Annotated in this window: 18 protein-coding genes; 13 read left to right on the top strand and 5 right to left on the bottom strand. The window is 64.7% G+C overall.

From position 1 onward, the window contains the following. Positions 1-15: 15 nt before the first annotated feature. From ndk to JLK41_RS19165, 13 genes are all read left to right on the top strand, one after another. Positions 16-447, top strand: coding sequence for a nucleoside-diphosphate kinase (gene ndk, locus JLK41_RS19225; protein WP_037049596.1), 432 nt, complete (start codon positions 16-18; stop codon positions 445-447). A 28-nt stretch (positions 448-475) separates the two neighbouring features. Continuing rightward, positions 476-1,624 carry a dual-specificity RNA methyltransferase RlmN gene (rlmN, locus tag JLK41_RS19220; RefSeq protein WP_037049593.1) on the top strand — a complete coding sequence of 383 codons (1,149 nt, stop codon included), beginning with the start codon at positions 476-478 and terminating at the stop codon, positions 1,622-1,624. 13 nt (positions 1,625-1,637) lie between these two features. Beyond that, on the top strand, positions 1,638-2,399 hold the full coding sequence (pilW, locus tag JLK41_RS19215) for a type IV pilus biogenesis/stability protein PilW (RefSeq protein ID WP_037049726.1): 762 nt from the start codon (positions 1,638-1,640) through the stop codon (positions 2,397-2,399). Continuing rightward, the gene (locus JLK41_RS19210) at positions 2,396-3,388 is read left to right on the top strand and encodes a RodZ domain-containing protein (protein WP_037049591.1); all 993 of its coding nucleotides are present in this window, start codon (positions 2,396-2,398) and stop codon (positions 3,386-3,388) included. Before pilW ends, JLK41_RS19210 begins: the two co-directional genes overlap by 4 nt. A gap of 3 nt (positions 3,389-3,391) precedes the next feature. Continuing rightward, a complete protein-coding gene (gene ispG / locus JLK41_RS19205; protein ID WP_037049588.1) occupies positions 3,392-4,504 on the top strand; it encodes a flavodoxin-dependent (E)-4-hydroxy-3-methylbut-2-enyl-diphosphate synthase in 1,113 nt (370 codons plus the stop codon). Between the two features lie 161 nt (positions 4,505-4,665). Further along, positions 4,666-5,955, top strand: coding sequence for a histidine--tRNA ligase (gene hisS / locus JLK41_RS19200; RefSeq protein ID WP_175252757.1), 1,290 nt, complete (start codon positions 4,666-4,668; stop codon positions 5,953-5,955). Between the two features lie 32 nt (positions 5,956-5,987). Next, positions 5,988-6,626 carry a tetratricopeptide repeat protein gene (locus JLK41_RS19195; protein ID WP_037049583.1) on the top strand — a complete coding sequence of 213 codons (639 nt, stop codon included), beginning with the start codon at positions 5,988-5,990 and terminating at the stop codon, positions 6,624-6,626. Further along, positions 6,619-7,770 carry an outer membrane protein assembly factor BamB gene (gene bamB / locus JLK41_RS19190; RefSeq protein WP_037049581.1) on the top strand — a complete coding sequence of 384 codons (1,152 nt, stop codon included), beginning with the start codon at positions 6,619-6,621 and terminating at the stop codon, positions 7,768-7,770. The genes JLK41_RS19195 and bamB overlap by 8 nt, the downstream gene beginning before the upstream one ends. A 110-nt stretch (positions 7,771-7,880) precedes the next feature. Continuing rightward, complete coding sequence (gene der / locus JLK41_RS19185) at positions 7,881-9,359, top strand: ribosome biogenesis GTPase Der (protein WP_037049579.1); 1,479 nt, start codon at positions 7,881-7,883, stop codon at positions 9,357-9,359. 95 nt (positions 9,360-9,454) lie between these two features. Then, the gene (locus JLK41_RS19180; RefSeq protein WP_134677037.1) at positions 9,455-10,603 is read left to right on the top strand and encodes a pyridoxal phosphate-dependent aminotransferase; all 1,149 of its coding nucleotides are present in this window, start codon (positions 9,455-9,457) and stop codon (positions 10,601-10,603) included. 97 nt (positions 10,604-10,700) lie between these two features. Continuing rightward, positions 10,701-11,483 carry an amidohydrolase gene (locus tag JLK41_RS19175; protein ID WP_134677038.1) on the top strand — a complete coding sequence of 261 codons (783 nt, stop codon included), beginning with the start codon at positions 10,701-10,703 and terminating at the stop codon, positions 11,481-11,483. A 17-nt stretch (positions 11,484-11,500) separates the two neighbouring features. Next, on the top strand, positions 11,501-11,956 hold the full coding sequence (locus JLK41_RS19170; protein ID WP_134677039.1) for a hypothetical protein: 456 nt from the start codon (positions 11,501-11,503) through the stop codon (positions 11,954-11,956). Positions 11,957-12,166: 210 nt separating this feature from the next. Then, positions 12,167-13,879, top strand: a complete 1,713-nt coding sequence (locus JLK41_RS19165; protein WP_210389607.1) for a GEVED domain-containing protein — start codon at positions 12,167-12,169, stop codon at positions 13,877-13,879. Between the two features lie 61 nt (positions 13,880-13,940). Here the strand turns inward: JLK41_RS19165 and leuA are convergent, their stop codons facing one another. From leuA to JLK41_RS19140, 5 genes are all read right to left on the bottom strand, one after another. After that, positions 13,941-15,617 carry a 2-isopropylmalate synthase gene (gene leuA / locus JLK41_RS19160; RefSeq protein WP_152489422.1) on the bottom strand — a complete coding sequence of 559 codons (1,677 nt, stop codon included), beginning with the start codon at positions 15,615-15,617 and terminating at the stop codon, positions 13,941-13,943. Positions 15,618-15,893: 276 nt separating this feature from the next. Beyond that, positions 15,894-17,579 carry a flagellinolysin gene (locus tag JLK41_RS19155; RefSeq protein ID WP_244976441.1) on the bottom strand — a complete coding sequence of 562 codons (1,686 nt, stop codon included), beginning with the start codon at positions 17,577-17,579 and terminating at the stop codon, positions 15,894-15,896. A gap of 66 nt (positions 17,580-17,645) precedes the next feature. Next, the gene (locus JLK41_RS19150) at positions 17,646-18,917 is read right to left on the bottom strand and encodes a mechanosensitive ion channel family protein (protein WP_134677041.1); all 1,272 of its coding nucleotides are present in this window, start codon (positions 18,915-18,917) and stop codon (positions 17,646-17,648) included. 121 nt (positions 18,918-19,038) lie between these two features. Further along, positions 19,039-19,881, bottom strand: a complete 843-nt coding sequence (locus JLK41_RS19145; RefSeq protein WP_210389606.1) for a peptidoglycan DD-metalloendopeptidase family protein — start codon at positions 19,879-19,881, stop codon at positions 19,039-19,041. 76 nt (positions 19,882-19,957) lie between these two features. Further along, positions 19,958-20,722 (bottom strand): M15 family metallopeptidase, encoded by a 765-nt coding sequence (locus JLK41_RS19140; protein ID WP_037049555.1) that lies wholly within the window; start codon positions 20,720-20,722, stop codon positions 19,958-19,960. Between the last annotated feature and the right edge of the window lie 4 nt (positions 20,723-20,726).

Below are 20,726 nucleotides of genomic sequence, written 5' to 3'. Positions count from 1 at the left end.
TTTCTGGAGCTTCACATGGCTGTTCAACGTACTTTCTCCATCATCAAGCCTGACGCCGTTGCCAAGAACGTCATCGGTGAGATCACCACCCGTTTCGAAAAGGCCGGCCTGCGCGTTGTCGCTTCGAAGATGGTGCAACTGTCCGAGCGCGAAGCTGCCGGTTTCTACGCTGAGCACAGCGAGCGCGGCTTCTTCAAGGATCTGGTTGCCTTCATGACCTCCGGTCCGGTCATCGTCCAGGTTCTGGAAGGCGAAGACGCCGTCCTGAAGAACCGCGAGCTGATGGGCGCCACCAACCCGAAAGAAGCGGCTGCCGGCACCATCCGTGCTGACTTCGCCGTTTCCATCGACGAGAACGCTGTTCACGGTTCGGATTCCGAAGCTTCTGCCGCTCGCGAGATCGCTTACTTCTTCTCCGCTACCGAGCAGTGCGCGCGCATTCGCTGATCGAAGCGAATGATGCGAGGGTGAAGCCATGACCAATACCACCGGCAAGATCAACCTGCTGGGCCTGACCCAGCCGGAAATGGAACAGTTCTTCGAGTCCATCGGCGAGAAGCGCTTTCGTGCCGGCCAGGTGATGAAGTGGATTCACCACTTTGGCGTCGATGATTTCGCCGCCATGACCAATGTCGGCAAGGCCTTGCGCGAAAAGCTCGAGGCCTCTGCCGAGATTCGCGGCCCTGAAGTGGTCAGCGAAAACATTTCCGCCGATGGCACGCGCAAGTGGGTGGTGCGTGTGGCGTCGGGCAGCTGCGTGGAAACCGTGTACATCCCGCAGAATGGCCGCGGCACCCTGTGCGTGTCGTCGCAGGCCGGCTGTGCCCTGGATTGCAGCTTCTGCTCCACCGGCAAGCAAGGTTTCAACAGCGACCTGACCAGCGCCGAGATCATCGGCCAGGTGTGGATCGCCAGCAAATCCTTCGGCAGCGTGCCGGCCAAGATCGACCGTGCCATCACCAACGTGGTGATGATGGGCATGGGCGAGCCGCTGCTGAACTTCGACAACGTCGTCTCCGCCATGCAGATCATGATGGATGACCTCGGCTACGGCATTTCCAAGCGCAAGGTGACGCTGTCTACCTCCGGCGTGGTGCCGATGATCGACAAGCTGGCCGAAGTGATCGACGTGTCGCTGGCGCTGTCGCTGCATGCGCCGAACGACGAGCTGCGCAACCAGCTGGTGCCGATCAACAAGAAGTATCCCCTGGAGATGCTGCTGGCCGCGTGCAAGCGTTATATCTCCAAACTGGGCGAGAAGCGCGTGCTGACCATCGAGTACACCCTGCTCAAGGGTGTCAACGATCAGCCCGAGCATGCTGAGCAGATGATCGCACTTCTTGCCGATGTCCCTTGCAAGATCAACCTGATTCCGTTTAATCCCTTCCCCTTCTCGGGGTACGAGCGGCCGAGCAATAACGCCATTCGCCGCTTCCAGGACCTGTTGCACAAGGCTGGCCATAACGTCACGGTACGCACCACCCGTGGTGACGATATCGATGCCGCCTGCGGCCAGCTGGTGGGCCAGGTCATGGACCGTACTCGGCGCAGCGAGCGTTACATCGCCGTGCGCCAGCTGGGCAGCGAGGCTCAAGAGCCGCGCAATGCCGCCAATCGAAATTGAAGAGAGGATGTCCATGACCTTGCGCCCTGCGCTGTTGTTGCTAGTCGTCAGTCTGCTGGGTGGTTGCGTGACCACCGGCCACGTTGACCCCATGAGTACGACAAAAGGGCGTGAAGAGGCGCGAGCCGCCTATGTGCAGCTGGGGGTCGCCTATATCCAGCAGGGTGATACCCAGCTGGCCAAGGTGCCGTTGAAGAGCGCACTGGAACTAAACCCGTCGGATGCCGATGCGCATGCGGCGCTGGGCATGGCGTTCCAGCTGGAAATGGAACCCAAGCTGGCGGACGAGCACTATCGCAAGGCGCTGTCCCAGCGTCCGGCAGACGCTCGCCTGTTGAACAACTACGGTGGTTTCCTGTTCGAGCAGAAGCGTTACCAGGAAGCCATGGACACCTATCTCAAGGCCACCGAGGACAATCTCTACCCGGAACGCTCCAGGGTCTTCGAGAACCTCGGCCTGACCGCCTTGCAACTGGGGCAGCGAGAGGCGGCCAAGAAATACTTCCAGCGTTCGTTGCGCCTGAGCAGCCGTCAGCCACGTGCGTTGCTGGAGATGGCGGCGATGTCCTACGAGGACAAGGAGTATGTCCCGGCCCGTAGCTACTACGACAGCTACAGCGCAATGGCGCCGCAGAATGCGCGGAGCCTGCTGCTCGGTGCTCGTCTGGCCGAAGTGTTCGAGGACCGCGACCGGGCCGCCAGCCTGGGCCTGCAGTTGCGCCGCCTGTATCCGGCGTCCAAGGAATACCAGCAATATGTTTCGGGGCAACGATGAAAGCGGCCCATAGCGAAGTGACCCAGTCCATGTCGAACAATCCGGGCGAAAGCCTGCGCCAGGCCCGTGAAGTCAAGGGCTGGAGCGTTGCCGAGGTGGCGTCCCAGCTCAACCTGACCCAGCAGCGTCTCGCCCAGATCGAAGCGGGTGCCTTCGACAAGCTGCCCGGCACCACGTTTGCCCGTGGTTACATTCGTGCCTACGCCAAGCTGCTGGAACTCGACCAGAACCGTCTGGTGCTCGAGTTCGACCAGTTCACCGGAACCGATGCCACGGGCAGCAGCGTGCATGCCCTGGGGCGTATCGAGGAACCGGTGCGTTATTCGCAGAGCATCCTGCGCCTGGTGAGCTTCCTGCTGCTGCTGGCGCTGATCGGCGCCGGTTTCCTCTGGTGGCAGGATCAGGGGCGTCCGGTCGCCAGCCTGGCTGACGTCGGCATCGAGCATGTCGAGGTGGAGGGGGCCGATGGCACCACCCAGGTGCATTCTCTGGCCGAGCCGGAAGACCAGGCCGTGATCCTGGCCCAGGGCGACCAGCAGAGCAGCCCGCTGCTGTTGCCGGTCGAGCCGGGCGATGAGCCGGAAAGCGCCGGTGCGACTGATCAATCCACCAACGAGACAGGCGCGGCGAGCGCGGTCGTCGCCGAAACACCGAGCGCTGCAGGCGCGGGCGACGCGCCGCTGGCGAGCAGCGAGGCGCAGGCGCCTGCCGCCGTTGAACCCGCTGCTCCGATTGCCGTATCCGCCGGGCAGGGTGCGCTCAACGTGCGCTTCACCGCCGACTGCTGGGCGCAGGTGACCGATGCCGACGGCAAGGTGCTGGTCAGCGCGCTGAAGCGCAGCGGCGAGCGCATCGAACTGACCGGCAAGGCTCCGATGGAGCTGCGTCTGGGTTTCGCTCGCGGAGCCCAGGTGACCTACAACGGCGAAAGCGTGGACGTTGCGCCGCACATGACTGGCGAAACCGCGCGCCTGAAACTGGGGTTGTAAAGCATGCATTGCGAATCGCCGATCAAGCGTCGTCTGTCACGCAAGATCTGGGTGGGCTCGGTACCGGTGGGCGGCGATGCGCCGATCGCGGTGCAGAGCATGACCAATACCGACACCAATGATGTCGCCGCCACCGTGGCGCAGATTCGTCGCCTGGAAGATGCCGGCGCCGACATCGTGCGGGTTTCCGTGCCTGACATGGACGCTGCCGAGGCCTTCGGCCTGATCAAGCAGCAGGTGCGCGTACCGCTGGTGGCCGACATTCACTTCGACTACCAGATCGCCCTGCGCGTGGCCGAGCTGGGCGTCGACTGCTTGCGTATCAATCCCGGCAACATCGGCCGGGAGGACCGCGTCAGGGCGGTGGTCGAGGCGGCGCGCGACAAGGGCATTCCGATCCGCATCGGCGTCAACGCCGGTTCGCTGGAAAAGGACCTGCAGAAGAAGTACGGCGAGCCGACCCCGGAAGCGCTGGTCGAGTCGGCGCTGCGCCATGTCGAACACCTGGACCGCCTCAACTTCCCCGACTTCAAGGTCAGCGTGAAGGCGTCCGACGTGTTCATGGCGGTGGAGGCCTATCGCTTGCTGGCCAAGCAGATCGAGCAGCCGCTGCACCTGGGCATCACCGAAGCCGGTGGCCTGCGCTCCGGTACCGTGAAGTCGGCCGTCGGCCTGGGCATGCTGCTGGCCGATGGCATTGGCGATACCATCCGCATTTCTCTGGCCGCCGATCCGGTGGAAGAGATCAAGGTCGGTTTCGATATCCTCAAGTCCCTGCGCCTGCGTTCGCGTGGCATCAACTTCATCGCCTGCCCGAGCTGCTCGCGGCAGAACTTCGATGTGGTCAAGACCATGAACGAGCTGGAAAGCCGCGTCGAGGACCTGCTGGTGCCGCTCGACGTCGCCGTGATCGGTTGCGTGGTCAATGGTCCAGGCGAAGCCAAGGAGGCGCATATCGGCCTCACCGGTGGCAGCCCGAACAACCTGGTCTACATCGACGGCAAGCCGGCGTCGAAGCTGACCAACGAGAATCTGGTGGATGAGCTGGAAAAGCTCATCCGCGACAAGGCGGCCGAGAAGGTCGCCGCCGATGCTGCCGTGATCGTTCGCGGCTGAAACCGGCCAGCCTGCGCGTCGAGCACATCGCGAGCGCGGGCCAGGCAAGGAAAATACGGGCGAAGAAGCGCAGTTTACGACTGTAAATGAGCATTTTGAGCCTGTTTTTGACGCTGCATCAGCAAGCGCAGCAGTGTCGAGAGCAGGTTTAAGGATTATTTGTGAGCAAATCTCTGCAAGCCATTCGTGGCATGAACGACATCCTGCCGGAGCAGACGCCTGCCTGGCGCTACCTGGAGAACACCCTGGTCGACCTGCTCGACGGCTACGGCTACAAGGAAATTCGCCTGCCCATCGTCGAGTACACCGAGCTGTTCGCGCGCGGTATCGGCGAGGGCACCGATGTGGTCGACAAGGAGATGTACACCTTCCGCGACCGCAACGAGGAGTCCCTGACCCTGCGTCCGGAGGGCACTGCCGGTTGCGTGCGTGCCGTGCTCGAGCATGGTCTGTCCGGTGGTGGCCAGGTGCAGAAGCTGTGGTACGCCGGCCCGATGTTCCGTTACGAGAAACCGCAGAAGGGCCGTTATCGCCAGTTCCACCAGGTTGGCGTAGAGGCCTTCAACCTGCCGGGGCCGGACGTCGATGCCGAACTGATCGTGCTGACCTGGCGCCTGTGGAAGAAACTCGGCCTGGCCGATGCGGTGACCCTGCAGCTCAACAGCCTGGGTTCCAGCGAGGCGCGTGCGGCCTACCGCGATGCGCTGGTCGCTTACCTGCAGGAGCGTTTCGAGCAACTGGACGAAGACAGCCAGCGCCGTCTGACCACCAACCCGCTGCGCATCCTCGACAGCAAGAACGAGGCGACCCAGGCCGTTCTGGTCGGTGCGCCGACCCTGGGCGACTACCTCGACGAGGAGTCGCGCCTGCACTTCGACGGCGTCAGGGCGCGCCTGGATGCCGCCGGCATCCGCTACGAGATCAATCACAAGCTGGTCCGCGGCCTGGATTACTACAACCGCACCGTGTTCGAGTGGGTGACCGACAAGCTCGGTGCCCAGGGCACGGTGTGCGCCGGTGGTCGTTATGACGGCCTGGTTTCCCAATTGGGTGGCAAGGCGACGCCGGGGGTCGGCTTCGCCATGGGCGTCGAGCGCCTGGTGCTGCTGCTGGAAACCCTCGAGTTGTTGCCGGCCGAGCTGAACCGTGCCGCCGACGTCTACGTCTGCGCCTTTGGCGAGGCGGCCGAGCTGGCTGCACTGACCCTGGTCGAGCGCCTGCGCGATGAATTGCCGGCGCTGCGCCTGCTGCTCAACAGTGGCGGCGGCAGCTTCAAGAGCCAGTTCAAGAAGGCTGACAAGAGTGGCGCACGCTATGCGCTGATTCTGGGGGACGACGAATTGGCAAGGCGCGTGGTAGGTTGCAAGCCGCTGCGCGACGACAGTGAACAACAAAGCGTTGCCTGGGATGCTCTGGCCGAGCATCTGGCTGCCTGCCAGCAACAGGCCTGAGCAGGCTCTCGATTAGGAGTACGGGGTTAGACATGCAGACCGAAGACGAACAGATCGCGCAAATCAAGGACTGGTGGAATCGCAACGGCAAACCGTTGCTGACCGGCGGCGTACTCGCGCTGGTAGCCGTGCTCGGCTGGCAGGGTTGGCAGAAGTACCAGACCAACCAGGCGCAGAGTGCCTCCGCGCTGTATCAGCAACTGCTGGAAACCGCGCTGGATCCGGCCGGCAAGCCTGATGCAGGCAAGGTGGCCGAACTGTCCGGCAAGCTCGACAGCGAGTTCGGCGGTAGCCATTACGCGCAGTACGGCAGCCTGTTCGTCGCCAAGGTCGCGGTCGAGGCCGATCGTCTCGATGACGCCGCCGTTGCCCTGCAACGCGTGCTCGACAAGCCGGCCGACGCCACCCTCGACGAGCTGGCGCGTCAGCGCATGGCACGCGTTCTGGCTGCCCAGGACAAGGTCGACGAGGCGCTGAAGCTGCTCGACGCCAAGGTCGACGAGGCGTTCCTGGCCAGCCGCGAGGAGCTCAAGGGTGATCTGCTGGTCCAGCTGGGCCGCAGCGATGACGCGCACGCGGCCTACCAGAAGGCCAAGGATGCGCTGGCCGAGGACGCCGCCGTTGGCGGTCTGCAGATGAAGCTGGACGACCTGGCAAAAGGGGATGCGTGACGTGATGCGTTGGAAGAATGCCGCACTGCTGGCTCTGGCCGTTCTGGCCGTGGGTTGCAGCAGCAATAGCAAGAAGGAACTGCCACCCGCCGAGCTGACCAAGTTCGATACCGAGGTCGAACTGCGTACCGAATGGAGCCGCTCCGTCGGTGACGGCCAGGGCGAAACCTTCAACATGCTGGTACCGGCCATCGATGGCGACGTGATCTACGCGGCCGACGTCGAAGGCCTGGTCATGGCCATGGACCGCACCAGTGGCAAGGTCATCTGGCGCAAGAAGCTGGACATCCCGGTCTCCGGTGCCATAGGTGCCGGTTATGGCCAGGTGCTGCTGGGCACGCTCAAGGGTGAGGTGATCGCCCTGGACTCCAGCGATGGCGAGGAGCAGTGGCGCTCGCGTGTGACCAGCGAAGTGCTGGCCGCCCCGGCGAGCAACGGCGATATCGTCGTGGTGCAGACCCAGGATGACCGCCTGATCGCGTTCGATGCCAGCACTGGCAATCAGCGCTGGATCGTCGAGAACACCCCGGCGGTGCTGACGCTGCGTGGCACCGGCGCGCCGCTGGTGACCAACCGCCTGGTGGTCGCGGGTCTGTCCAGCGGCAAGGTGGTGGCGGTCGACGCCCAGCGTGGCCTGCCCGTTTGGGAGCAGCGCGTGGCCATCCCGCAAGGTCGTTCCGAGCTGGAGCGCGTGGTGGATATCGACGGCGGCCTGCTGCTGTCCGGTGGCACCGTGTACGCGGTGAGCTACCAGGGCCGCGTCGCGGCGATGGACCTGGATTCCGGCCGTGTGCTGTGGCAGCGCGAGGCCTCCAGTTCGGTCGGCGTCGCCCAGGGCTTCGGCAACGTCTACGTCAGCCTGGCCAACGGCACCGTCGAAGGCATCGACGAGCGCAGTGCCTCGGCGCTGTGGAGCAACGATTCCCTGGCACGTCGCGAGCTGTCCGCACCGCAGGTGTTTTCCAGCTACGTGGCCGTGGGCGATTTCGAAGGCTATCTGCACCTGCTGAGCCAGGTCGATGGTCGCTTCGTGGGTCGTACCCGTATCGACAGCGACGGTCTGCGCACGCGTCCGCTGGTGGTGGGTGACTGGCTGTATGTCTTCGGCAACAGCGGCAAATTGGTGGCGCTGACCATCAAGTGACCAACTATGCTGCATCCAGGCCCGGGCCTGGATGCAGCAGCGCAAAATATTCCGGCCGCTGCCCGTGCAGCGGCCTTTGCATTTTCTGAAATAACGTAGTGGAGAGCCTGATGGTTCCCGTAATTGCCCTGGTGGGCCGGCCCAATGTCGGCAAGTCCACACTCTTCAACCGCCTGACCCGCAGTCGCGACGCCATCGTCGGCGACCTGTCCGGTCTGACCCGCGACCGCCAGTACGGCGAGGCGAAGTGGCAGGGGCGCACCTATATCGTGATCGATACCGGCGGTATCTCCGGCGACGAGGAAGGCATCGACGCGAAGATGGCCGAGCAGTCGCTGCAGGCGATCGAAGAAGCCGATGCCGTGCTGTTCCTGGTGGACGCGCGCGCCGGCATGACCGCCTCCGACCAGATGATCGGCGAGCACCTGCGCCGGCGTAACAAGCAGAGCTTCCTGGTGGTGAACAAGGTCGACAACCTCGACGTCGACCTGGCCCGCGCCGAGTTCAGTCCCATGGGCCTGGGCGAGCCGCTGGCGATCGCCGGTGCCCATGGCCGTGGCATCACCCAGATGCTGGAAGTGGTGCTCGGTGCCTTCCCCAAGGATGCCGGCGAGCCGGAAGAGGGCGCCGAAGAAGAGGAAGAAGTGCTGGAAGGCCAGGAAGCCAAGCGCATTCCCGGCCCGAGCGAGAAGGACGGCATCAAGCTGGCCATCATCGGTCGCCCCAACGTCGGCAAGTCGACCCTGGTCAACCGCATGCTCGGCGAAGAGCGGGTCATCGTCTATGACCAGGCCGGCACCACGCGTGACAGCATCTACATCCCCTTCGAGCGTGACGACGAGAAGTACACGCTGATCGACACCGCCGGCGTGCGTCGTCGCGGCAAGATCTTCGAGGCCGTGGAGAAGTTCTCCGTGGTCAAGACCCTGCAGGCGATCCAGGACTCCAACGTCGTGGTCTTCGTCATGGACGCCCGCGAAGGGGTGGTCGACCACGACCTCAACCTGCTCGGCTTCGTGCTGGAGAGCGGTCGTGCGCTGGTCATCGCCCTGAACAAATGGGACGGCATGGACCAGGGCCAGAAGGACTACGTGAAGACCGAGCTGGAGCGCCGGCTGTTCTTCGTCGACTTCGCCGACATTCACTTCATTTCCGCACTGCACGGCACTGGCGTCGGCCACCTGTACAAGTCGGTGCAGGCCTCGTTCAAGTCGGCCATCACCCGCTGGCCGACCAGCCGCCTGACGCAGATCCTCGAGGATGCCGTCAGCGACCACGCACCGCCCCTGGTCAACGGTCGCCGGATCAAGCTGCGCTATGCCCACCTGGGTGGTGCCAACCCACCGCTGATCGTCATCCACGGTAACCAGGTCGACGCGGTCCCGCGCGCCTACTCCCGTTACCTGGAGAACACCTTCCGCCGCGTGCTCAAGCTGGTCGGCACGCCGATCCGTATCGAGTACAAGGGCGGCGACAACCCGTACGAAGGCAACAAGAACAAGCTCACCGACCGCCAGGTGAACAAGAAGCGGCGCCTGATGAGCCACCACAAGAAGGCCGAGAAGAAGCGCAAGGACAAGAGACGATAGTCATAAGCGGCAAGCCTCAAGCTACAAGAGGAGCCGAGCCGCTTTTGCTTGCGGCTCGAAGCTTGTAGCTTGCAGCTTTCCCCGAGGAAGTCGCGATGCTCGCCAGCAAACTGCCCAACGTCGGCACCACCATCTTCACGCGCATGTCTCAGCTCGCTCTGGATACCGGGGCGATCAACCTGTCCCAGGGCTTTCCCGATTTCGACGGGCCGCAGGCGCTGCGCGAAGCAGTGGCGCGCCATGTCCTGGAAGGGCGCAATCAGTATTCGCCGATGACCGGTCTGCCCGCCCTGCGCCAGCAGGTGGCAGCGAAGATTGCGCGCAGCTACGGCGTGCAACGGGACGCCGACAGCGAGATCACCATCACCCCCGGTGCCACCGAGGCGATCTTCTGCGCGGTGCAGGCGCTGATCCGTCCGGGCGACGAGGCCATCGTCCTCGATCCCTGCTATGACAGCTATGAGCCCTCCGTGGAGCTGGCGGGCGGCCGCTGCGTGCACGTGCCGCTGGCCCTGGCGGATTTCGCCGTGGACTGGCAGCGCCTGGCCGATGCGATCACCCCGCGTACCCGGCTGATCTTCCTCAACTCGCCGCACAATCCCAGCGGCGCGCTGCTGTCGCGCGGCGACCTGGACCGCTTGGCCGCGCTGATCCGCGAGCGCGATATCCATGTGATCAGCGACGAAGTCTATGAGCACCTGATCTTCGACGGCGTGCAGCACGCCAGCGTGCTGGCGCACGACGAGCTGTACGCGCGCGCCTTCGTGGTCAGCTCGTTCGGCAAGACCTACCACGTCACCGGCTGGAAGACCGGCTACGTGGTGGCGCCGCCTGCGTTGACCACCGAGCTGCGCAAGATCCACCAGTACGTGAATTTCTGTGGCGTCACGCCGTTGCAGCATGGCCTTGCCGATTTCATGGCCAGTCACCCCGAGCACGTCGAGGAGCTGCCTGCGTTCTACCAGGCCAAGCGCGACCTGTTCTGCGACCTGCTGGCCGGCTCGCGTTTCACCTTCACCCGCGCACCGGGCACCTACTTCCAGCTGGCCGACTACCGGGCGATCCGCCCGGATCTGGACGACGTCGCCATGGCCGAGTGGCTGACCCGTGAGCATGGCGTGGCGGCGATCCCGGTCTCGGTGTTCTACCAGTCGGCACCGCAGGATCTGCGTCTGGTGCGCTTCTGCTTCGCCAAGCGCGAGGACACCCTGCGCCAGGCGGCGGAGAAACTCTGCGCGGTGTGATGCAGGCTGATCACCGCGACGCGTGATCCAGCAAGGCGGGGTGGGTGTGAAACGCGACATCCGCCCTGCGCGCTACCGATTTCCCCGAGGCCTTGATATGACCGACAAAACCGATCTCGAACTGGCGCTGATCCAGACCTCCCTGGCCTGGCACGATCCGGCCGCCAACCGCGAGCACTTTCAGACCCTGCTGGAGCAGGCGCGCGGCGCTGATCTGGTGATCCTGCCGGAGATGTTCACCACCGGCTTCTCGATGGAGTCGGCAGCGCTGGCCGAACCGGAGGATGGCCCCAGCAGCACATGGCTGCGCGAGCAGGCGCAGCGTCTCGATACGGTGATCTGCGGCAGCCTGATCATCCAGGCCGACGACGGCAGCTATCGCAATCGCCTGCTCTGGGCGCGTGCGGATGGTTCGCTGGCGCATTACGACAAGCGCCACCTGTTCCGCATGGCCGGCGAGCACAAGCATTTCCAGGCCGGAGACGAGCAGGTCGTGCTCGAGCTCAAGGGCTGGCGTGTCCGCCCGCTGGTCTGTTATGACCTGCGCTTCCCGGTCTGGAGCCGCGACGCGGGTGGCACCGACCTGCTGCTCTACACCGCCAACTGGCCCGCTGCCCGCCGCCAACACTGGAACCGCCTGTTGCCGGCGCGGGCCATCGAAAACCTGTGCTATGTCGCGGCTGTGAACCGGATCGGCGAGGACGGCAAGGGGCATGGATATACTGGTGACTCCCAGGTGCTGGACTTCCAGGGCGAGCCGCTGCTGCAGGCGAACGCCGCCGATGGCGTGTTCCGCCAGCGCCTGGCGGCCGAGCCGCTGGCGGCCTATCGCGAGCGTTTTCCGGCGCATCTGGATGCCGACGCTTTCACCATGAACTGAATCAGGAGCGACACGACATGGACGTACAGCAGGACAACCCTTTCCAGACCCCGCAGGCGGACCTGCAGCAGGCTTCTGCCTCGACGCTGCCGCTGTACAGGATTGCCGCGGTGGGGCTGGGCACCTTTCTCGGCACACCACTGGCCGGTGCCTGGATGCTCGCGCACAACCTGCAGCTGCTGGGCAAGGCCGACCGTGTCGCGATGGTCTGGGGCGTTGCCGTGTGCCTGCTGGCGCTGACCCTGGCCCTGGCCTTCGTCTTGCCGGAAGAAGTACCCACGCTGCCGTTCGCCATCGGGCAACTGCTGGGCATGGTGATGCTGGCCAAGCACCTGATCGAGGCCGATATCCAGCAGCACGCCGCCGCTGGTGGCACCTTTCTCTCCAACTGGCGGGCGGCAGGCATTGCCGTGCTCTTCTCGATCGCCGTGATGGCGCTGCTGTTCGCCGTGCTGATGATCCTGGACGTCTGATCCGTGTCCGCCCCGTGCCGTGCGGGGCGTTCGCCTCTGCAGCATGCGGATCGATCGCGGATGGCGGCGATTCGCCAATAAATTCCGGACGGCCGCTCGCTTTTGCCTCTAGCATTGCTGGCGCAGGGACGCGTGGATGGAAGTGGGCACAGGCTTGGCCCTGATAGCTCTGTCGCTCCCTGCCCAACATGAACGCAAGGAGCGAAAACAATGCACAAGACACTCATGGCGCTGGGCACCTGCCTGGCGATGAGCCCGCTGATGGCAGCCACGTACTGCGACAGCCGGGGTAACAGTGGCAGTGAATGGATCGCCGGAGTCAGCGTCAATGGCGCGAGCCAGACGTCCGGCAGCGATGGCGGTTACCTGAACGCCACGGGTCAGCCTCCCTTCCAGCTGACGGGGCAAGGTGACCGGCTGGAGCTCCGTCCCGGTTTCCGCAACACCCAGTACGTCGAGAACTGGGGGGGCTGGATCGACTTCGACCAGAACGGCAGTTTCGAGGCGAGCGAGAAGGTGCTGGCCGCTCAGGGCAGCACCGTCGTCTCCGCACCCATCGCGGTGCCTTCCGGCAGCGCCGGTACCACCCGCATGCGGGTACAGATGCGCTGGGGTGCTACCGCGCAGCCCTGCGGGGCCTATGGCTACGGCGAAACCGAGGATTACCTGGTCAAGCTGCCAGACGGCGCAGGACAACCGACGCTGCCCTACAGCCTCACGCTGGAACCCGGTTTCTGGGTGTCCCGCAGCGGCGATCTGGGCGACAAGCTGACGCTGGTGGTCGAAGAGGACGGCAAGCGCGTCCTTGGGCGCAACGCGGCCGGCAACCTGCGTGATCACTATTGGAACAATGCTGCCGGCAAACACTACCGGATCTGGCTGGAGAGCTTCATCGACGGCGGCTACAAGACCGTCTCGAATGTCGTGGCCTATCAGCCCGGCGTCACTGACCGTGTTGCGCTGAGCCGCAATGCCGATCAGGGCAGCATCAGTTCGTCGGCGGCGTTCCAGGGCAACTGGGTGATCGCCGCACAGGGCGGCGAGACGCTGCGTCAGCCGGCGCAGGCCGGTGTTCCGCTGCAGTTCGCCTTCAGCCATGGCGAGCGTTACCAGGTCTGGGCCGAAGCCAGCGTGAACGGCAAGGACGAGGCCATCTCGGTTCCGCTCGCCTTCCGCGAGGGTTCTCCCGCTCGCTACATCGATCTGGAGGTCGAGGCGGACTTCCAGCTGCGGCATGACGGTCCTGCCGACAAGCCCCTGAACTGGGTCATTCGCGAGGACGGTGTCGAGGTGCTGCGCCAGCCCACCGGCGGTGCTGCGGAACTGCGCTACCCGTTCCAGCAGGGCCGTGCCTACAAGGTCTGGATCGAGCAGGCCGTTGGCGGCGAGCTGGTGCAGGTCTCCGATGCCGAGTACTTCTCGCCGGGGCTGACGGACCTCTATCAGCTGAGCATCGGCGACAATCGCCAGGTCAGCCGCAGCGGCAACATCGGTGATGCCCTGACCTGGGTGATCGAGGAGGAGGGCAATATCGTTCTGGAGCGTAACGCGGCCAACGAGCTGGCCTACACCTACTACCGCTTCGATCCCGCCAAACGCTACCGCGTATGGCTGAAGCGCTTCCAGAATGGCTACTACCAGCGGGTGTCCAACGTGGTGCGTTATGGCCGGGCCGCCGAGGACTACCTGCCGCTCTACCAGCTGACTGTGGATGCCAACCAGACCCTGACGCGCACCGGGGGCGTACACGCCATGCTGACCTGGGTGATCGAGCAGGATGGCAGCATCGTGCTGCAGCGCCTGGCGGAGAACGAACAGAGCTATCGCTACTTCGCCTACAGCGCGGGCAAACGCTACCGCTCCTGGCTGAAGGCCTATATCGACGGCCGCTACCAGCGCGTCTCGCCGGTGGTCAGCTACTGAGCCCCTGCTGAAACGAAGAACCCCGCCGAGCGGCGGGGTTCTTTCTTCAGCCTGCTGCCTTTCAGGCCGCTTCGGTCTTCAGTTCAGCCTGCTTGACCGCGCGGTTGAGTGCGCTGAACAGTGCACGGAAGCTGGCAGTGGTGATGTTCTCGTCGATGCCGATGCCATGCAGCGGGCGCTGGCCGTCCAGGCGAATCTCGATGTACGAGGCCGCCTTGGCACTGGCTCCGGCGCCGATGGCGTGCTCGTGGTAATCCATGATTTCCACGGACAGCGGCAGGCTCGACACCAGGGCTTCCAGCGGGCCCTTGCCCGAGCCGCTCCAGCGCTGCTCCTGGCCGTCGACCTGGACCTTCAGCTCGACGCTGCTGTCGCCATTCTCTTCCTGCAGGCGATGCCCCTTGAGCTCGTAGGGCGACGTCGCCTTGAGGTACTCGCTCTCGAGCAACTGGTGGATCTGCGAAGCGGTCATTTCCAGGCCCAGGCGATCGGTCTCGCGCTGTACCACCTGGCTGAATTCGATCTGCATGCGGCGCGGCAGGTTGATGCCGTATTCCTGCTCCAGCAGGAAGGTGATGCCACCCTTGCCGGACTGACTGTTGACGCGAATCACCGCCTCGTAGTCGCGGCCGATGTCGGCCGGGTCGATCGGCAGGTACGGCACTTCCCAGACGGCTTCCGGGTCCTGCTGGGCGAAGCCCTTGCGAATGGCGTCCTGGTGCGAGCCGGAGAACGCGGTGTGCACCAGGTCGCCGACGTACGGATGACGCGGATGCACCGGAATCTGGTTGCAGTCTTCCACCACCTTGCGCACGGCGTCGATGTCGGAGAAGTCCAGCTCAGGGTCGATGCCCTGGGTGTAGAGGTTCAGGGCCAGGGTCACCAGGCAGACGTTGCCGGTCCGCTCGCCGTTGCCGAACAGGCAGCCTTCGACGCGGTCGGCGCCGGCCATGACGGCCAGCTCCGAGGCGGCGACGCCGGTGCCACGGTCATTGTGCGTGTGTACGCTGATCAGCACGCTGTCGCGGCGGTCGACGTGGCGGCCGAACCACTCGATCTGGTCGGCGTAGTTGTTCGGCGTGGCGCACTCGATGGTGGCCGGCAGGTTGAGGATCAGCTTGTTCGCCGGGGTCGGCTGGAACACACCGATCACCGCGTTGCACACCTCGACGGCGAAGTCGATCTCGGTGCTGCTGAACACCTCCGGCGAGTACTCGAAGCCCCACTGGGTTTCCGGCGCGGCGTCGGCCAGGCGCTTGATGGTGCTGCCGGCTGCGACGGCGATGGCTTTCACCCCCGCCTTGTCCTGGTTGAAGACGATCTTGCGGAAGCTCGGCGCGCAGGCGTTGTAGTAGTGGACGATGGCCTTCTTGGCGCCTTTGAGCGACTCGAAGGTGCGTTCGATGAGGTCGTCACGGGCCTGGGTCAGTACCTGGATGGTGACGTCATCGGGAATGTGGCCGCCTTCGATCAGCTCGCGGACGAAGTCGAAGTCGGTTTGCGAGGCGGACGGGAAGCCCACTTCGATTTCCTTCAGGCCCACGGCGACCAGGCACTTGAAGAAACGCATCTTCTTCTCGGCGTCCATCGGCTCGATCAGCGACTGGTTGCCATCACGCAGGTCGGTCGACAGCCAGATCGGTGCCTTGTCGATGATCTGGTCCGGCCAGGTGCGGTCCGGGATCTGGATCTGGGTGAACGGGCGGTACTTCTTCGATGGATCTTTGAGCATGGTCATGAGGCTAATCCTTGGTTCGGCGCTGGGCCGGGGGCAACACGGAGGCTTGGGGGCGAGACGAGGATTCAGCCACGCAGTCGCGGGCTGACCAGGCGCAGGCAGCGGTGTTGCCGCATCAGAATGAGGGTATGTGCAGTGTTCATGTCGCTAACCCTACGTTCGGTAGGGAATGATGGCAATACTTACGGAAAAAACGCCTGAAAATTTCGCGCTGTCCTGTATGCGGGCGATTAATTGCGCTTCTTGGCGCAAGGCTTGCGACGGATTGCGCAGGGCTCAGGCCAGCAGCTCGAGTACCGCCTGCGGGCGCTGGTTGGCCTGGGCGAGGATGCTCTGCGCGGCTTGCTGGATGATCTGCCGCGAGGCGAGGTTGGCGGTCTCGTTGGCGAAGTCGGTGTCGAGGATGCGCGAGCGACTGGCTGCGGTGTTCTCGGCGATGTTCTGCAGGTTGCTGATCGTCGACTCCAGGCGATTCTGCACCGCGCCCATGTAGCCTCGCTGGCGGTCGATGTAGGCCAGGGCGTCGTCGATGTCCATCACCGCCAGGCCGGGGGTGTCCTGCAGGCTGAGGCGGCCGAGCGCCAGGGTGTCGACATTGAACGCGCCCAGGCCGATCTGAATGGTTTCGTAGGCCTCGGCGCCGACCTGGAACTGCGTCAGGGCGCTGCCGCCGACCGCCGTGTCGTTGAACAGGGTCGGTTCGACGAGGCGGAAGCCCTGCGAGCCGGGGACCCCGGTACCCTGATTGAGCAGCACGTTCTCGGCCGTCAGCGTCGGCCCGCCGTCCGCGTCCAGGCCGCCGATGGCGCCGGTGTCGGCGTTGCTCAGGTCGAGGCCCGCCACGTAGGCAGCCGCGTCGCTGCTGAACTGGCTCTGGAAGTCTGCGAGCCCGGTGAAGGCGCCATGGCTGGCATTGCTCAGCGCCTGGTCCAGCGTGGAGCCGGGATTGCTGTTCAGGTAGCCCATGATGTCCTTGATGCCCTTGCCACCCTCGGCCTTGATGCTGGCATGCATGTAGCGCACCGCCGCATAGCCGCCGGAGTAGCCTGCGGAGCCGCTGACGTCGTCGGCATTGAAGGCGCTGACGATCGCCGTGGTATTGGTACCGCCGGCGGTGTCGGCGGCCAGGCGCTCGTCCGCACCCTGTACGGCTTCTGCGGCGCCCTCGATGAACCAGGCGGGCAGGCCGGCGGCGAAGTTCATGGTGCGACCCATCACCGCATGGGTCATCTCGTGGGCAATCACGCGGTCGGTGTACTGCGGGTAACTGCCGCCGTCGGGCAGCGAGCTGGCGTCGAAGTACGCGAGGTTGACGTTGAGCACCTGATTGAGCACGCGACCGTTGCCATCCGCGCCGCTGGAGGAGACCGACGCCAGAGCCTGGCTGCTGCTGTCGTTGCTGAAGGTGATTTTCAGCTCGGCGCCGTCGGCGCGCAGACCGAAGGCGTCGAAGACGCGCTGTTCTCCTTCGCTGATCCAGAAGCCCTTGAGCGAGTTGAGCACGGCGCGCTGGTCCAGGTCGCCGAGGGCAGAGGACTGGCCCTGGGCGAAGACCTTGCGGCCGGCGAAGGTGGTGGTCTCGTTGACCCGGTCGATCTCCTGCAGCAGCTGCTGCGCTTCCTGGTCGAGTGCCTGGCGCTCGCTGGCGCCGTTGGAGCCATTCATTGCCTGCAGGCCGAGCGAACGGATGCGCTGCAGGGCGTCGGTCACGCTTTGTAGCGCGCCCTCTGCGACCTGCAGCAGCGAAATACCGTCGTTGGCGTTACGTATCGCCACGCCCAGCCCGCGTGCCTGCGAGTTGAGGCGGTTGGAGATCTGCAGCCCGGCAGCGTCATCCTTGGCACTGTTGATGCGCTGCCCGGTGGACAGGCGCTGCAACGAGATGTCGAGGCCGGTGTTGTTGCTCTCCAGTTGGCGACGCGTGAACGACGAGGCGATGTTGGTATTGACCGTCAGCATCATCGGCTCACTGGTAGCCGCCGGGCGATTACCCGGCTCTACCGAGAGATCGGCGCGATGCTGCTGGACTTAAGCCATTTCGCTGTTGAGGCGACGAGCGGCGGGGGCTTTCTCCCGCAGCGCCTGGAAGTCGGCCCCGCTCGGATGCTGGAACACGCGCAGGCCGAACTCCGGGAGGATGGCCAGCAGATGGTCGAAGATGTCCGACTGGATGCCCTCGTAGGCATTCCAGGCCGTGGTGTTGGTGAAGCAGTAGATCTCCAGCGGCAGGCCATCGGCAGTCGGGCTGAGCTGGCGCACCAGCAGGGTCATGTGCTGGTGGATGTGCGGGTTATGCCGCAGGTAATGCTCGACGTAGGCACGGAAGCTGCCGATGTTGGTGATGCGGCGGGTGTTGACCGCTTCCTTGCTGTGTTCGGCCAGCCTGGTGTTCCAGTCGAGCAGCTCCTGGTCCTTGTGGTCGAGGTATTCGTCGAGCAGCATGAAGCGGCGCAGGCGGGCGATTTCCTCGTTGCTCAGGAAGTGCACGCTGGTCTGGTCGAGGTAGAGTGCGCGTTTGATCCGTCGGCCGCCGGATTCCTGCATGCCACGCCAGTTCTTGAACGGGTCGGTGATGAAGCGGCGGGTCGGGATGGTGGTGATGGTCTTGTCCCAGTTCTGCACCTTGACCGTGTGCAGGGCGATGTCGATCACGTCGCCATCGGCGTTCAGGTTGGGCATCTCCACCCAGTCACCGACGCGAATGATGTCGCTCGACGAGATCTGCACGCTGGCCACCAGCGACAGCAGGGTGTCCTGGAAGATCAACATCAGCACGGCGGCCATGGCGCCAAGGCCGGACAGCAGGATCAGCGGGGAGCGGTCGATCAGCGCGGCCACCATGAGGATCGCGGCAATCGCGTAGATGGCGATCTTGATCACCTGCAGGTAGCCCTTGATCGGCTTCAGGTGGGCATTCGGGCGCCGCTGGTAGAGGGTGTTGAGGATGTCCAGAAAGGCGCCGATGGCCATGGCGATGGTCAGCACGATGAAGGCGCTGCAGACGTTGCGCGTCACCTCGACCACGGCCTCGGGCATGTCCGGTACCAGCATCACGCCGCTGGACAGCACCAGCGCCGGCACGACGTTGGAGAGCCGCTTGATGATGCCGCTTTCCTTGATCTGGCCATGGCGACCCACGGTCGTGGCGCCGATCACACGATAGATGGCGCGCACCAGGATGTGCTTGACCACCCAGTTCGACAGCCAGGCCGCCGCGATCAGGGCGAGTGTGGCGCTGAGGGTCAGCAGTTCCGGCTGTTGCTTCAGCCAGTCCATCCAGGTGTTGAGCTCATTCGGCATATCCGGCTCCGCTGCGGGCATGAGGCAGGCCGGCCTTGCGGGGCCGACCGTTTGAGCCGCCGTACCCTAGCAAAAATCGGCGCGCCAACCCAGCGCTCAGGTGTTGCAGGCTGCGTCCAGTTCAGGGTTTGAACGCGCCGATGAAGATCGCCGGGTCGACCCGTGCATCGTTGAGGCTGACGTTCCAGTGCAGGTGCGGCCCGGTGGCGCGCCCGGTGGCGCCGACCTTGCCGAGATGACCGCCGCGAGGGATCTCGTCGCCGAGTTTCACGTCGATCGCCGACAGGTGGCAGAACATGCTGATCAGGCCCTGGCCATGGTCGAGGAATACCGTCCTGCCATTGAAGAAGTAGTCGCCGACCAGGATCACCTTGCCGGCAGCCGGCGCCTTGATCGAGGTGCCACGGCTGGCGGCGAAGTCCAGGCCCGAATGCGGGTTGCGTTCCTCGCCGTTGAAGAAGCGGCGCAGGCCGAAGGGGCTGGAGAGCGGGCCGTCGACGGGTTTGTCGAACAGCAGGTTGCTCGGCTGGCGGGCGCTGAACTGGCGGTAGGCGCGGGTCTGTTCGGCCAGCTCGCGCTCGATGCGGGCGAGGTTCTTGGCGTTGGGGTTGACCTGCTGCTGATTCTTGAGGGTGATGCGCTGCTCGGTGTAGTGCTTGGCGCCGACTTCGAAGGCGAGCGACTGGCCTCCCTCGATCTGCACCTGTTGCGTGCCCGGCTTGACGCTTAGCGGGATGCCGACGATGGCGATCCAGCGCTGCCCGTCCTCACGAATGGTCAGCACCGGCTTGCCCTGGTAGCGAACCTTCGGCGCCTGGGCCTGGCCACCCAGATCGAGCACGGCCACGCCGCCGGGTACCGGCTTGTTCAGCAGGCGGGTGATGAAACCCTCGGCGTGGGCCGGCGCGGCGAGGCTCAGCGCGAGCAGCAGAAATGTGGTGAGCAGTGGCAGGGGACGGGGCATGCGAGGCGGTCCGGGCGAGGGCTGGGGGGCCTATGCTGGCGTAAATGCCGGCATCGGGAAAGCCTGTGGCAGCGCCTCAGCGGCCGTTCAGGCCGAGTTGCTGTTCGAGCTGCTGGCGCCAGAGGCTGTCGAGGGTCTGCAACTGCACGGGGCCGTACAGCGCTTGAGGCTCGCCCTGGTGCCAGGCCCACAGCTGGTCGCCGTAGTCGTAGTGCCACCACTCGCTGGGCAGGTTGCTGAAGCCCTGGGCGAGCATGGCGTTGTACAGCGTGCGCCGGTTGGCGCGTACCTGCTGGCCCGCCGCTTCACCGTCGGGGCCTTCGAAGTGGGCGCTGGCCGAGCGCGGGCTGGCCTCGTCGAAGGCGGTGCCCATGTCCAGCCAGTGGCCGTCATCGTCGCACAGGGTGACATCGACGGCGCCACCGGTCAGGTGCGGGCTGGGATTGCCACGGCTGCTGTTGGGCGGCGAGACGAACTGGCGCGTCAGATGCTCCAGGTGCGCCTCGTCAGCGTCGGGGTAGTACTCCTTGAGCGCGTCGTAGAGGCTGTCGTAGAGGTATTGCTGCACGGCGAACGGACGCCAGGCGTCGAGCACCACCAGATGCAGGCCTGCCGGCAGGCTTTTGGCCACCTGCAGCAGGCGTTCGAACACCGCGCTGCGCGAGTGGCATTCAGCCATGGCGTGGCACACGCCCATGCGGGCGTATGCCGGGTACACGCGCAGCGTGCGGCTCAGGCTCAGCGGGTGCAGCGGCTCATCGCACTCGACGATGGGGATCGCCGCGACCGCCTGCCAGTCGGGTTCTGCTCGGTAGGGGATGGGGGTGGTCAGGTCGGTCATGGCA

Source organism: Ectopseudomonas khazarica (genome assembly GCF_017915135.1).
Taxonomy (GTDB): Bacteria; Pseudomonadota; Gammaproteobacteria; order Pseudomonadales; family Pseudomonadaceae; genus Aquipseudomonas; species Aquipseudomonas khazarica.
Note: the sequence above shows the minus strand (reverse complement) of the source record. Positions and strands in the feature narration are given on the sequence as shown.